This window comes from Mycolicibacterium mageritense (assembly GCF_010727475.1).
In the GTDB taxonomy this organism is placed as follows: Bacteria; Actinomycetota; Actinomycetes; order Mycobacteriales; family Mycobacteriaceae; genus Mycobacterium; species Mycobacterium mageritense.
The window spans coordinates 7,947,649-7,961,277 of the sequence record NZ_AP022567.1 but is presented as its reverse complement, the minus strand read 5'-3'; the positions used below and the strand labels follow the sequence as shown (position 1 = coordinate 7,961,277).

Annotated in this window: 9 protein-coding genes and 1 tRNA gene; 7 read left to right on the top strand and 3 right to left on the bottom strand. The window is 66.7% G+C overall.

The window, feature by feature from the left end:
* The first annotated feature begins 49 nt into the window (after window positions 1-49).
* Window positions 50-2,323 (top strand): 5-methyltetrahydropteroyltriglutamate--homocysteine S-methyltransferase, encoded by a 2,274-nt coding sequence (metE, locus tag G6N67_RS38440; RefSeq protein WP_036442444.1) that lies wholly within the window; start codon window positions 50-52, stop codon window positions 2,321-2,323.
* A 36-nt stretch (window positions 2,324-2,359) separates the two neighbouring features.
* Here metE and G6N67_RS38435 read toward each other — a convergent pair whose 3' ends face one another.
* The gene (locus G6N67_RS38435) at window positions 2,360-3,766 is read right to left on the bottom strand and encodes a short-chain fatty acyl-CoA regulator family protein (RefSeq protein WP_036443296.1); all 1,407 of its coding nucleotides are present in this window, start codon (window positions 3,764-3,766) and stop codon (window positions 2,360-2,362) included.
* 120 nt (window positions 3,767-3,886) lie between these two features.
* Between G6N67_RS38435 and prpD the strand changes: the two genes are divergently transcribed.
* The 3 genes from prpD to G6N67_RS38420 are packed head-to-tail and all read left to right on the top strand — an operon-like array spanning window position 3,887 to window position 7,421.
* Complete coding sequence (gene prpD, locus G6N67_RS38430) at window positions 3,887-5,392, top strand: 2-methylcitrate dehydratase PrpD (protein WP_036442446.1); 1,506 nt, start codon at window positions 3,887-3,889, stop codon at window positions 5,390-5,392.
* A complete protein-coding gene (prpB, locus tag G6N67_RS38425; RefSeq protein ID WP_036442448.1) occupies window positions 5,392-6,297 on the top strand; it encodes a methylisocitrate lyase in 906 nt (301 codons plus the stop codon). Before prpD ends, prpB begins: the two co-directional genes overlap by 1 nt.
* Window positions 6,294-7,421: a bifunctional 2-methylcitrate synthase/citrate synthase gene (locus G6N67_RS38420; protein ID WP_036442450.1), complete on the top strand. Its 1,128-nt coding sequence runs from the start codon at window positions 6,294-6,296 to the stop codon at window positions 7,419-7,421. The genes prpB and G6N67_RS38420 overlap by 4 nt, the downstream gene beginning before the upstream one ends.
* 18 nt (window positions 7,422-7,439) lie before the next feature.
* On the opposite strand, the gene G6N67_RS38415 is transcribed toward G6N67_RS38420, so the two are convergent.
* Window positions 7,440-7,928: a universal stress protein gene (locus G6N67_RS38415; protein WP_036442453.1), complete on the bottom strand. Its 489-nt coding sequence runs from the start codon at window positions 7,926-7,928 to the stop codon at window positions 7,440-7,442.
* A gap of 94 nt (window positions 7,929-8,022) precedes the next feature.
* A tRNA-Arg gene (locus tag G6N67_RS38410) sits at window positions 8,023-8,095 on the bottom strand.
* 136 nt (window positions 8,096-8,231) lie between these two features.
* Between G6N67_RS38410 and G6N67_RS38405 the strand changes: the two genes are divergently transcribed.
* Genes G6N67_RS38405 through G6N67_RS38395 form a run of 3 tightly spaced genes read left to right on the top strand, consistent with a single transcriptional unit; the run spans window position 8,232 to window position 13,617 of the window.
* Window positions 8,232-9,710 (top strand): wax ester/triacylglycerol synthase family O-acyltransferase, encoded by a 1,479-nt coding sequence (locus G6N67_RS38405; protein ID WP_036442455.1) that lies wholly within the window; start codon window positions 8,232-8,234, stop codon window positions 9,708-9,710.
* Window positions 9,707-11,275, top strand: coding sequence for an HAD-IB family hydrolase/lysophospholipid acyltransferase family protein (locus G6N67_RS38400; protein ID WP_036442458.1), 1,569 nt, complete (start codon window positions 9,707-9,709; stop codon window positions 11,273-11,275). Before G6N67_RS38405 ends, G6N67_RS38400 begins: the two co-directional genes overlap by 4 nt.
* On the top strand, window positions 11,272-13,617 hold the full coding sequence (locus G6N67_RS38395; RefSeq protein WP_036442460.1) for a glycerol-3-phosphate 1-O-acyltransferase: 2,346 nt from the start codon (window positions 11,272-11,274) through the stop codon (window positions 13,615-13,617). Before G6N67_RS38400 ends, G6N67_RS38395 begins: the two co-directional genes overlap by 4 nt.
* Window positions 13,618-13,629 lie beyond the last annotated feature (12 nt).

Sequence of the window (13,629 nt, the reverse complement as noted above, 5' to 3'; positions counted from 1 at the left end):
GACGTCTCCTGGCGGTGACCATCCCCGTCGCACGTTGAAGGACGTCGTCATGAGCACAACTGCAACACCTTTCACCGCCACTGTCCTCGGATCTCCGCGGATCGGACCCAACCGGGAACTCAAGCGGGCCGTCGAGAACTACTGGGCCGGCCGGACCGACCGGGCCGGGCTCGAATCCATCGCTGCGCAGTTGCGGCGTGAGACCTGGCAAACATTGGCCGCGGCCGGGCTCGACTCGATCCCGGTCAACACGTTCTCGTACTACGACCAGATGCTCGATACCGCTGTGCTGGTCGGTGCGCTCCCTCCGCGGGTCTGTTCGATCGCGGACGAGCTGGATCGTTACTTCGCGGCCGCACGAGGTGACGACGAGACCGCGCCGCTGGAGATGACCAAATGGTTCGACACCAACTACCACTACCTGGTGCCCGAGATCGGACCGCACACGACCTTCGCGCTCAACCCTGCCAAGGTGCTCGGTGAGGTGGAAGAGGCTGTCACGCTGGGTATCCCGGCACGGCCGGTGATCGTCGGACCCATCACCTTCCTGGCGCTGGCCAAGGCAGTCGACGGTGGCGGCACGCCCATCGACCGGCTCGACGAACTCGTGGGGGTGTACGCAGAACTGCTCGACGTGCTCGCCGCCCGCGGGGTGCGGTGGGTTCAGTTCGACGAACCCGTACTGGTGACCGATTTTCTCGGCAACGCACCGGAATTGGCCGAGCGGGTCTACGGGCGCCTCGGTGCGCTCGGCCATCGCCCCGCACTGTTCGTCGCGACCTACTTCGGTGCCCTGGCCGACGCGCTACCGGCGCTGGCCCGTACGCCGGTCGATGCGATCGGCATCGACCTGGTTGCAGGCGATTCACCCGCGTTCGTGTCCGTGCCCGAGCTCGCAGACAAGCTCGTGGTCGCGGGTGTCGTCGACGGGCGCAACGTCTGGCGCACCGACTTGGCGGGCGCGCTCGGCAAGCTCACCGGTCTGCTGGGAAGTGCCGGTGCCGTAGCGGTGTCCACGTCGTGCTCGACGCTGCACGTGCCGTACACGCTCGACGGTGAAGTGGAACTCGATGCGGCACTGCGCAGTTGGCTGGCTTTCGGGGCCGAGAAGGTCACCGAGGTGGCCGCGCTTGCGCGCGGTCTCAAGGATGGCCGCGAGGCCATATCGGCCGAGATCGCCGACTCGGACGCGGCGGTCGCGTCGCGGAAGGCCGATAGCCGGCTCCGCAACGGCCGAATTCGGGCCCGCATCACGTCGATCGTCGGCTCCGGGGCCAAGCGTGGCCCTGCCGCCGCCCGCCGTGCCGTACAGGCCGAGCGATTGAAACTGCCGGCCTTGCCCACCACGACCATCGGCTCCTACCCGCAGACGACGGCCATCCGGGTGGCGCGGGCCGACCTGCGGGCGGGCCGGATCGACGCGGCAGAATACGAGCGCCGGATGAAGGCCGAGATCGCCGACGTCATCGCACTGCAGGAGCGGCTCGGGCTCGACGTCCTGGTGCACGGTGAACCGGAACGCAACGACATGGTGCAGTATTTCGCCGAGCAACTCGACGGGTTCTTCGCGACCCAGAACGGATGGGTGCAGTCCTACGGCAGCCGGTGCGTCCGTCCGCCGATCCTCTACGGCGATGTATCTCGGCCCGAGCCGATGACCGTGGAATGGATCAGCTACGCCCAGTCTTTGACCGACAAACCGGTCAAGGGCATGCTGACGGGTCCGGTCACGATCTTGGCGTGGTCGTTCGTGCGTGACGACCAGCCGTTGGCGGACACGGCATTCCAGGTCGCATTGGCCATCCGCGACGAGACGGTGGACCTCGAGTCGGCGGGCATCGCGATCATCCAGGTCGACGAGCCTGCGCTGCGCGAACTGCTCCCGCTGCGGACCAAGGACAAGGATGCCTACCTGCGCTGGGCCGTCGAGGCCTTCCGGCTGGCCACGTCAGGGGTTGCGGACACGACACAGATCCACACGCACCTGTGCTACTCGGAGTTCGGTGAAGTGATCGGTGCGATCGCCGACCTGGACGCGGATGTCACCTCGATCGAGGCGGCGCGTTCACACATGGAGGTGCTGGGCGATCTCAACCAGGCCGGGTTCGCAAACAGCGTGGGCCCGGGCGTCTACGACATCCACTCGCCTCGCGTGCCAGGCGTCGACGAGATCGCCGCGTCATTGCGCGAGGCGCTGAGAGCCGTTCCTGCCGAACGGCTGTGGGTGAACCCCGACTGCGGCCTCAAGACGCGGTCCACCGACGAGGTGACGGCGTCGTTGCAGCACCTGGTGGCCGCGGCGGCGGAGGTCCGCGCGGGCTAGGAACCTGCTGACCCGGCCGGGCGCCACCGCAGGCCGTCAGCCGGCCGGGGAGTACGGCAGGTCGCTGCTGGTCTGCGGATCGACCCGAACCGGCCTGCCCACATAGGGAAACGCGCGCTGTGGGCAGGCCGGGCGGTCGCAGATGCGGCAACCCGCGCCGATGGGCACCGTGGCTTGGGCGTCGGCGAGGTCGATGCCGACCGAGTACACGAGCTTTTCGGCGTGTGCCAGGTCGCAGCCCAGGCCGATGGCAAAGCGCTTGCGGGTGCCGAGGTAGCGGCCGGGCGTCGAGGCCATGGTCTTCGCGATCCAGAAATAGCTGCGGCCATCGGGCATCTGGGCCACCTGTGTCAGGAATTCGCCGGGGCGGGAGAACGCATGATGTACGACCCACAGCGGGCAGTTTCCACCGACGCGAGAGAAGTGAAAAGCAGTGGCGGACTGTCGCTTCGAGATGTTACCAGCGCTGTCGGTACGGACGAAGATGAACGGAACGCCGCGCGCATCAGGTCGCTGCAGGGTTGAGAGCCGATGGCAGACGGTCTCGAAACCCACCTCGAACCGACGGGCGAGCTGGTCGATGTCGTACCGCAATTCCTCGGCGGCCGACAGCACCATTCGATACGGCAGGAGCAGCGCGCCCGCGAAGTAGTTCGCCAGCCCGATCCGTGCGACATCCCTTGCCTCCGAGCTCAACTGGTCGTCGGTGGCGACGAGGGCATCGATCAGCTCGGAGTGCGACAGCAGCGCGATCTGAGTGGCCAGCTGGAAGGCGCGTTGTCCGGGCAGCAGCCACCGTGCGATGTGCAGGGTGCGGGCTTGGTCGTCGTACCGACGTTTGACGTCGGATCCCAGGGTGTTACCGTCGTCGACCACCACGGTGATACCCTCCGCTGCCAGCAGGTCGGCGAGTTGCCGATCCAAACCGCCGATCTGCAAACGGCGTTCGGCGAACAGGTTCTCGGCAGCGCGGTCGAGCGTGTCGATGTAGTTGCGGCGGTCGTAGAAGAAGTCGCGGACCTCTTCGAACGGCATGGGTTGTTGGGTGCCGGTCTGTACGTCGAGGCTCGCGCGATCATGGACCGCTTCGAGTTCTGCCGTTGCGTCGTGCAGGCGGCGGTGCAGATTAACCATGGTCTGGCCGACTTCGGGCATCCGGGCCACAAGCTCCTCGATCTGTGCGGTCGTGGCGGGGCTGTCGGCGAGTATCTCGCGCAGGTCGGAGGCCAGCCGGGCGTCGGCGTCGGGCGCGAAGTAGTGGGTGGGCAGGTCGAAGCGGTCGGCCAGTGCGAGCAGTACCGGCACGGTGATGGGGCGCTGGTCGTTCTCCAGCTGGTTGACGTAGCTCGTGGACAGTCCGAGGGCGCGTGCCAGCGCGACCTGGGTCAGGCCTCGCTCGTCTCGGAGCCGCCTCAGGCGGGCACCCGCGAATGTTCTCGCCACCACTGCCGAGGCTACTCCAACCCGCTTTCGCAACATTCGCAAAAGTCCTCGTCAAAGGACACAAAAATACGCATTTACAAGCTCTTCCGCTGAATATTCGGTCTGCGTAGCGTGCGAATCATGCGTGAACATGAGGTGAGAACCCGGCGTAGCGCCGACGATTTTCCGCGGACCGAGCACCTGGCGTGGAAGATCGCCGAAGTCGCGGCGGACCCGGTGGAGGTGCCGCCGGAGACCGCGGCGATGGTGGTCAACCGGATCATCGACAACGCCGCGGTGTCCGCTGCTTCGGTGATCCGCCGTCCCGTGACCGTCGCCCGTACGCAAGCCCTGGCGCACAGAACTCGTCAGGGGGCGACCGTATTCGGTGTCGACGGCGCCGTGCCGGCCGAGTGGGCGGCCTGGGCCAATGGCGTGGCTGTCCGAGAGCTCGACTTCCACGACACGTTCCTGGCCGCCGATTACTCCCATCCCGGCGACAACATCCCGGCTCTGGTCGCGGTGGCACAGCAACTGGGCGTGCGCGGCGCCGACCTGATCCGTGGCATCGCAACAGCGTACGAGGTGCAGATCGACCTGGTGAAGGGAATCTGCCTGCATCAACACAAGATCGACCACGTCGCTCATCTGGGCCCGTCGATCGCCGCCGGCTTGGGCACGATGCTGCGGCTCGATGCCGAAACCATCTACGCCGCAATCGGTCAGGCACTGCATCTGACCACCGCGACCCGGCAGTCGCGCAAGGGCCTGATCTCCAGTTGGAAGGCGTTCGCGCCGGCATGGGCGGGCAAGGTCGCGATCGAGGCCGTCGACCGTGCGATGCGTGGTGAAGCGTCGCCTGCCCCGATCTGGGAGGGTGAGGACGGCGTGATCGCCTGGCTGCTCGCCGGCCCCGACCACACCTACCGCGTGCCGCTGCCCGCACCCGGCGAGCCCAAGCGGGCCATCCTCGACAGCTACACCAAGGAGCATTCGGCCGAGTACCAGAGTCAGGCGCCCATCGACCTGGCGCGTCGGATGCGGGATCGGATCGGCGATCTGGACCAGGTCGCCACCATCGTGCTGCACACCAGCCACCACACCCACGTGGTGATCGGTACGGGCAGCAACGATCCGCAGAAGTTCGACCCCGACGCTTCGCGGGAGACCCTCGACCACTCTGTCATGTACATCTTCGCCGTCGCGCTGCAGGACGGATCCTGGCATCACGAGCGGTCGTACGCGCCCGAACGCGCGCACCGCGCCGACACGATCGAGTTGTGGCGCAAGATCTCCACGGTCGAAGATCCCGAATGGACCCGGCGCTACCACTCGTCCGATCCCACGGAGAAGGCCTTCGGCGCCAAGGCCGTGGTGACACTCAAGAGCGGGGAGACCATAGTCGACGAGCTCGCTGTGGCCGACGCACATCCGTTGGGCGCCCGGCCGTTCGGTCGGGAGCAGTACGTCGACAAGTTCGCCGAACTGGCGGACGGCGTCGTGGAACACCGGGAGCAGCAACGGTTCCTGAGTGCGGTCGAGAACGTCGCCACGACCACGGCGGGCGGCCTGGCGGCACTCAATGTGCGAGTCGACCCACGGGTGCTGGACAAGGCGCCGACGATTCCCTCGGGGATCTTCCGGTGATGGGCCCGCGCACGCCGGTCGCGGACAAGCGCCGGCAGTTCCGCGCCGGTCTGGAATCGGGTCGTCTGCAACGGTTTCCCGGCGCCTTCTCACCGTTGGTGGCGAAACTGATAGCCGAAGTCGGATTCGACGGCGTCTATGTCTCGGGCGCGGTGGTTGCGGCCGACCTCGGCCTACCCGACATCGGGTTGACCACGCTGACGGAGGTCGCCGGGCGGGGCGCTCAGATCGCCTCGGCCACAGACCTTCCCACGTTCATCGACGCCGACACCGGCTTCGGCGAACCGATGAACGCCGCACGTACCGTCACCGTGCTCGAAGACGCGGGTCTGACCGGACTGCATCTGGAAGACCAGGTGAACCCCAAGCGGTGCGGGCACCTCGACGGGAAGACCGTGGTGCCGACCGGGGAGATGGTCAAGCGGTTACGGGCGGCCGTCGCCGCGCGCAGAGATCCGAATTTCGTCATCTGTGCGCGCACCGATGCCGCGGGCGTCGAGGGTCTAGACGCCGCCATCGAGCGTGCCAAGGCGTACGCCGGCGCGGGTGCGGACCTCATCTTCACCGAGGCGCTTTCCGGCCCGGCGGATTTCGAGCAGTTCCGGGCGGCGGTCGACACGCCGCTGTTGGCCAACATGACCGAGTTCGGCAAGTCCGAGCTGATCGGCGCCCGGGTGCTGGCGGACATCGGCTACAACGTCGTCATCTATCCGGTCACCACGCTGCGTATGGCGATGCATGCCGTCGAAGTCGGTCTGCGTGAAATCGAGACAGAAGGAACACAATCCGGACTGCTCGAGCACATGCAACACCGCAGCCGGCTCTACGAGTTGCTCCGCTATCCCGAGTACAACCAATTCGACTCCGAGATCTACAACTTCTCGTTGGAGGGAGTGCCGCGATGACCCTGACCGATGACAAGCCGAAGATCCACAAGGGACTGGCGGGTGTGGTAGTCGACACCACCGCGATCTCCAAGGTGGTGCCCGAGACGAATTCTCTGACCTACCGCGGTTATCCCGTGCAGGATCTGGCCGCGCAGTGCACCTTCGAGCAGGTCGCCTACCTGCTGTGGCACGGCGAATTGCCGACCGATCAGGAGCTGGCGCTGTTCATGCAGCGCGAGCGCGCGTCGCGGCGCATCGATCGGTCGATGCAGTCGCTGCTGACCAAGCTGCCCGACAACTGTCATCCGATGGACGTGGTCCGCACGGTCATCAGCTATCTCGGCGCGGAAGATCCCGACGAGGACGACGGCAGCGTGTCGGCCAACCTGGCCAAGGCGCTGCGGATGTACGCGGTCCTGCCGACGATCGTCGCCGCCGACATGCGCCGCCGACGAGGTCTGGAACCGATCCCGCCGCACAGCCACCTGGGCTACTCGGAGAACTTCCTGAACATGTGCTTCGGCGAAGTGCCAGAACCGGCCGTGGTCAAGGCCTTTGAACAGTCGATGATCCTGTACGCCGAGCACAGCTTCAACGCATCGACGTTCGCGGCCCGGGTCGTGACGTCGACGCAGTCCGACATCTACAGCGCCGTGACGGCGGCGATCGGTGCCCTGAAGGGCTCCTTGCACGGCGGCGCCAACGAGGCCGTCATGCACGACATGCTCGAGATTGGGTCTGCCGACCGTGCGGCAGAGTGGTTGCACGGCAAGCTGTCCCGCAAGGACAAGGTGATGGGATTCGGACACCGGGTCTACCGCAACGGTGATTCCCGGGTGCCCACCATGAAGGCGGCTCTGGTGAGCGTGGCCGCCGTTCGTGGCGGACAGCGCTGGCTCGACATCTACGACGTGCTGGAAAGTGCGATGTATGCGGCCACCAAGATCAAGCCGAACCTCGACTTTCCCACCGGCCCCGCCTATTACCTGATGGGTTTCGCGATCCCGAGCTTCACGCCGATCTTCGTGATGAGCCGGATCACCGGGTGGACCGCCCACATCATGGAGCAGGCCGGCGCCAATGCCCTGATCCGGCCGCTGAGTGAGTACAGCGGCAGGCCTCAGCGCACCCTGCCCTGCTGATCGACCGGGCGGGCGGCCCTAGCCCGCGGTATGGACGATGAGGATGTCGACCTTGGCCCGGCGGGCGACGTTGGCGGGCACCGAGCCCAAGAGGCGCCCGGCAACCGAGTCGAGCCCCACGTCGCCCACCACGACCAGGTCGGCCTTGACGTCGTCGGCCAGTTTCACCAACGCGTCGACCGGTGCGCCCTCGATCGCGCGCTCGTCGATGTCGCCGGCGCCTGCGGCCTTCGCGCGATCGCGGGCCTCCCGGAGAATCTCGTAGATGGGTGCGGCGCCGTGAAGCTTGTAGCCCTCCTCGCGGAGCGAGTCGGCAGCGCGGGTGTCGACCACATGATCGTGTGACGGCGCCCTCGACCAGCTGCCCCGTTCGACGACGGGTTGGTGCGCACTCGCGACGATGAGTTTCGCGTTCTCCTGAGCCGCGATGGTCGCTGCCCGGTCGACCGCCCGCAACGACGATTCCGAACCGTCGGTGCCGACAATTACCGTCCGATAGGTGCCCATGTCGTCTCCGAACTGCCGGTTGCGAGGACAATCAGGACAGTAGCGCGTGTCAGCCCGGCGCACACTGATCTTGCGCCGGTCAACAGGCACAGAGCGCCCCCGGCAGGGATCGAACCTGCGACCAACCGCTTAGAAGGCGGCTGCTCTATCCGCTGAGCTACGGAGGCAGCGCCGCTGAGTGTATCTTGCAGTGCCCGGCCGACTCACTCACCGTGGCAGCCGGCAAAGCCATCCCGCCGCCACCGGCAGCGGACTAGCGTGGACGCTGCACTTGGGCAGCCAGGGGGAGGAGAGGTCAACGCTATGAGCGACGTGCCGGATACGGCAGTGTTATCCGAAGAATTGAGTGCGGTCGACACGCTCCTGCACCGTGGGGAGGCAAATCCGCGCACTCGCTCGGGCATCATGGGCGTCGAGATCCTCGACACCACCCCGGACTGGGAGCGTTTCCGCACCCGGTTCGAGAACGCGTCGCGCAAGGTTCTGCGGTTACGTCAGAAAGTCGTCATGCCGACGCTGCCGACCGTGGCGCCGCGATGGGTGGTCGACCCGGACTTCAACCTCGATTACCACGTGCGCCGGGTCCGGGTGCCCGCTCCGGGCACCGTCCGCGACCTGATCGACCTCGCGGAGATCGCGATGCAGTCGCCCATGGACATCACGCGGCCCCTGTGGAGTGCGACCCTCGTGGAGGGCCTGGAAGGCGACCGGGCCGCCACCATCCTTCACCTGAGCCACGCGGTGACCGATGGCGTCGGCGGGGTCGAGATGTTCGCCAGCATCTACGACCTCGAACGTGATCCCGAACCCAGACAGACCCCACCCCTGCCCATCCCGCAGGATCTCTCGCCCAACGACCTCATGCGGGAAGGCTTGAACCGGCTGCCCGGCGCGATCGCCGGTGGTCTGCTGGGTGCGCTCGGCGGAGCGGCGCGCGCCGCGACCCGGGTGGTCCGCGACCCGGTCTCGGCGGTCAGCGGTGTGGTCGACTACGCCATGTCGGGCGCACGTGTCATGGGACCGGCGGCGGATCCGTCTCCGCTGCTGCGCAGGCGCAGCCTGTCGTCGCGGACCGAGGCCATCGACATCAAGTTCAGCGACCTGCACAAGGCCTCGAAGGCCGCGGGCGGTTCGATCAACGACGCGTATCTGGCGGGCCTGTGCGGTGCGTTGCGGCTGTACCACGATGCGATGGGAATCCCGATCCAGAATCTGCCGATGGCGGTGCCGGTCAACCTCCGGTCCGAGGATGATCCGGCAGGCGGCAACCGGTTCGCCGGGGTCAATCTGGCCGCGCCGGTCGGCATCGTCGATCCCGAACAGCGCATCAAGGCGGTGCGTGCGCAGATGACCAGCAAGCGCGAAGAACGCGCGATCGACATGGTCGGCGCAATCGCCCCCGTCCTGAGCTTTCTGCCGGACACGTTCCTGGAGTCGGTGGCGGGATCGGTGGTGCACTCCGACGTGCAGGCCAGCAACGTGCCCATGTATGCCGGCGACACGTTCATCGCCGGGGCAAAAATCCTGCGGCACTACGGCATTGGCCCGCTGCCGGGAGTGGCGATCATGGCGGTCCTGATCTCGCGGTCGGGATACGTCACCGTCACCACGCGGTACGACCGGGCGTCGATCACCAACGAACCCCTGTTTGCGCAGTGCCTGATCGACGGCTTCAACGAGGTGCTCGCGCTCGGTGGCGATGGTCGTGCCGCCGGGGCAACGTTCACGGCCGACGTGCCCGCGACGGCCGAATCCGCGTCGAACGGGAGTGCCGCACAGTGACATCACCGGGGCAGTCAGGCAAGTCGAAGCAGCGGCTGCCGGGTTCACTGGCCGAGATCGAGGCGAGCCCGGAAGGCCCGGAGATCGGGGCGTTCTTCGACCTCGACGGCACTCTGGTGGCCGGCTTCACCGGCGTGCTGATGACCCAGGATCGGTTGCGGCGCGGGCAGATGAGCGTCGGCGAGTTCATCGGCATGGTGCAGGCCGGCCTGAACCACCAGCTCGGCCGCTCGGAGTTCGAGGATCTCATCGGCAAGGGCGCGCGCATGCTGCGGGGCAACTCCGAGAGCGACCTCGACGAACTGGGAGAGCGGCTGTTCGTCCAACATGTCCGGGACCGCATCTACCCCGAGATGCGCGCCATGGTGCGCGCCCACATGGCCCGCGGCCACACCGTGGTGCTGAGTTCGTCGGCGTTGACGGTGCAGGTCGAACCCGTCGCACGGTTCTTGGGTATCGAGAACGTGCTGAGCAACAAGTTCGAGACCGACGACGACGGCCTGATCACCGGTGAGGTAGCGCGGCCGGTGATCTGGGGACCGGGCAAAGCCCATGCGGTGCAGAAGTTCGCGGCTGCCAACGGGGTCGACCTCACCAAGAGCTACTTCTACGCCGACGGCGACGAGGACGTTGCGCTGATGTACCTGGTGGGCAATCCGCGCCCGACCAACCCCGGCGGCAAACTGGCCGCCGTGGCGGCCAAGCGTGGCTGGCCCATCCTGCGCTTCAGCAGCCGCAGTGGCAGCAGCCCGGTGTCGCAACTGCGCACGGCGGCCGGGTTCGCCTCGATGATGCCGCTGGCCGCCGGTGCCATCGGCTGGGGGCTGCTCAACCGCAGCAAGCGCAGCGGCGTCAACCTGTTCACCTCGATGATGGGCCGGGTTCTGTTGGGCGCCACCGGCGTCAGCCTCAACGTGCTGGGCCGGGAGAACCTCACCAAGCAGCGGCCTGCGGTCTTCATCTTCAATCACCGCAACCAGGCCGATCCCGTGATCGCCGGAACGCTGGTGAGCGACAACTTCACGGGTGTGGGCAAGAAGGAACTGGCCAACGACCCGCTGGTCGGCACCCTGGGCAAGGTGATGGATACCGCGTTCATCGACCGGGACGATCCGGAAAAAGCCATCGAAAGCCTGCACAAGATCGAAGAACTTGCGCGCAAGGGACTTTCGGTGCTGATCGCGCCGGAGGGCACCCGGCTGGACACCACCGAGGTCGGTCCGTTCAAGAAGGGGCCGTTCCGGATCGCCATGGCCGCGGGCATCCCGATCGTCCCGATCGTCATCCGGAACGCCGAGGTGATCGCGGCCCGCGACTCCAGCACGTTCAATCCCGGAACGGTGGATGTCGCGGTGTATCCGCCCATCCCGGTGGACGATTGGACCCTCGACAACCTGACCGAACGCATCGATGAGGTCCGTCAGATCTTCCTCGACACCCTGATCGACTGGCCGGAGGACGAGCTGCCGGAATTCCCGTTGTACAAACGGGCCGCAGAGGTCAGGAAGGCCGCGAAGAAGGCGCCGGCCAAATCCACCGGACGCAGCGTGAAGGGTCGGCCGTGACCGCGCCGACCGACTTCTTCGCGAGTTTCAGCACGACCGACGATGCCCTTGTGCTGGCGTCGGTGTCCTCGCCCGCCGAACTCGAACTGCTCAACGACTGGCTCAAGACCCACCGTAAGGAACACCCCGATTCGTCGATCGAGGTCTTGCAACTGCCTGAGGACGGCGAACCGTCGCCGGGCGTACTCGCGAGCCTCGTCGAGGAACTGGAAGCCGACCAGGATCGCCTCGTGGTACCCGTGCGGGTGTTCTGGGTGCCCGCGGGGCTGCCCACGCGGCTGAAGCTGGTCGGGCTGATCTCCGGCCGTGACACCTACCGGCCGCCGGAGATCCTGCAGCGGCGCATCCTGCGCAAGGATCCGTCGCGCGCCAGGGTCGTGGCCGGCGAACCTGCCAAGGTTTCCGAGCTGCGGCAGCAGTGGAGTGAGAACACCGTCGCCGAAAACCCCAGGGAATTCGCGCGATTCGTGCTGCGCCGGGCGGTTCTTGCGATCGAGCGGGTGGAGCTGCGACTGCTCGGCCCCGAATACAAGTCGCCCCGGCTGGTCAAACCCGAGATGCTGGACTCGGCGCGCTTCCGGCAGGGGCTCGAGCAGATCCCCGGAGCCACGGTCGAGAAGGCCGGGGAGATGCTCGACGAGCTCTCCACCGGGTGGAGCCGCTTCTCCGTCGACCTCATCCCGACGCTGGGCCGGGCGATCTTCAGCCGGGGCTTCGATCCGCGAATCGACTATGACCGCGCCGAGATCGAGTCGATGCGGCACGCCCTGGAAACGCACCCGGCCGTGCTGCTGTTCTCGCACCGGTCCTACCTCGACGGCGTGATCGTCCCAGTGGCGATGCAGGAGAACCGGTTGCCGCCGGTGTACACGTTCGCCGGCATCAACCTGTCGTTCGGCCTGATGGGGCCGCTGTTCCGGCATTCGGGCGTCATCTTCATCCGCCGCAAGCTCGACGACCCGCTGTACAAGTACGTGCTGCGGCAGTACGTCGGCTACATCGTGGAGAAGCGGTTCAACCTGAACTGGTCCATCGAGGGCACGCGGTCGCGGACCGGAAAGATGTTGCCGCCCAAGCTCGGACTGCTGTCCTACGTCGCCGACGCGTATCTCGACGGCCGCAGCGACGACATTCTGCTGCAGCCTGTGTCGATCAGTTTCGACCAGCTGCACGAGACCGCGGAGTACGCGGCCTATGCCCGTGGTGGGGAGAAGACCCCCGAGGGACTCAAGTGGCTCTACAGCTTCATCAAGGCCCAGGGGGACCGCAACTACGGCAAGATCTATGTCCGCTTCCCGGAAGCGGTTTCGATGCGCCAGTACCTCGGCGAGCCGCACGGCGAGATGGCCCATGACGAGGCGGCCAAACGGCTCGCGATGCAGAAGATGGCTTTCGAGGTCGCATGGCGCATCCTGCGGGTCACCCCGGTCAACGCCACGGGTCTGGTTTCGGCGCTGCTGCTCACCACGCGTGGCACCGCGCTCACGCTGGAGCAGTTGCACCACACGCTGCAGGACTCGCTGGACTACCTGGAACGCAAGAACACCCCGGTGACCAACAGTGCGCTGCGCCTGCGGACCCTCGACGGCGTCCGGTCGGCCGTCGACGCGTTGTCCAACGGGCACCCGGTCACCCTGGTCGACGGGGGCCGCGAGCCCGTGTGGCGCATCGCGCCCGAGGACGAACTCGAGGCCGCGTTCTACCGCAACTCACTGATCCATGCGTTCCTGGAGACCTCGATCGTCGAGCTCGCGCTGGTGCACGCCGCGCACGCCGAAAAGGATCCGCTGCAGGCGTTCTGGACGCAGGTGATGAGGCTGCGCGACCTGCTCAAGTTCGACTTCTACTTCGCCGACTCGGCGGCGTTCCGGGAGAACGTGACCGAAGAGATGTCGTGGCACGACAACTGGGAGAAGCACATCTCCGCCGGTGGTGAGGAGATCTTCCAGCTGCTACGGGCCAAACGCCCCCTCATCGCGGGCGCGATGCTGCGGCCGTTCTTCGAGGCCGACGAGATCGTCGCCGACGTGCTGCGTGACGCGCCCGCCGAGATCAGCGAGAAGGAACTCACGAAACGGGCGCTCGGGGTCGGTCGGCAGTACGTGGCCCAAGGCCGGGTGCGCAGCAACGAGTCGGTGTCGGCGCTGTTGTTCGCGACCGCACGTCAGGTGGCCGCCGACCAGAACCTGCTGACGCCCGCACCCGACCTGACATCCCGCCGCAAGGATTTCCTGCGCGAGATCCGCCGCATCCTCAGCGACATGGACAAGGTCGAGCACATCGCCCGGGACCGGTTCTTCACCGAGGAGAGGCGGCGGCGCCAACTGCTCGAAGGCGGATAGCGCACCGGGGAC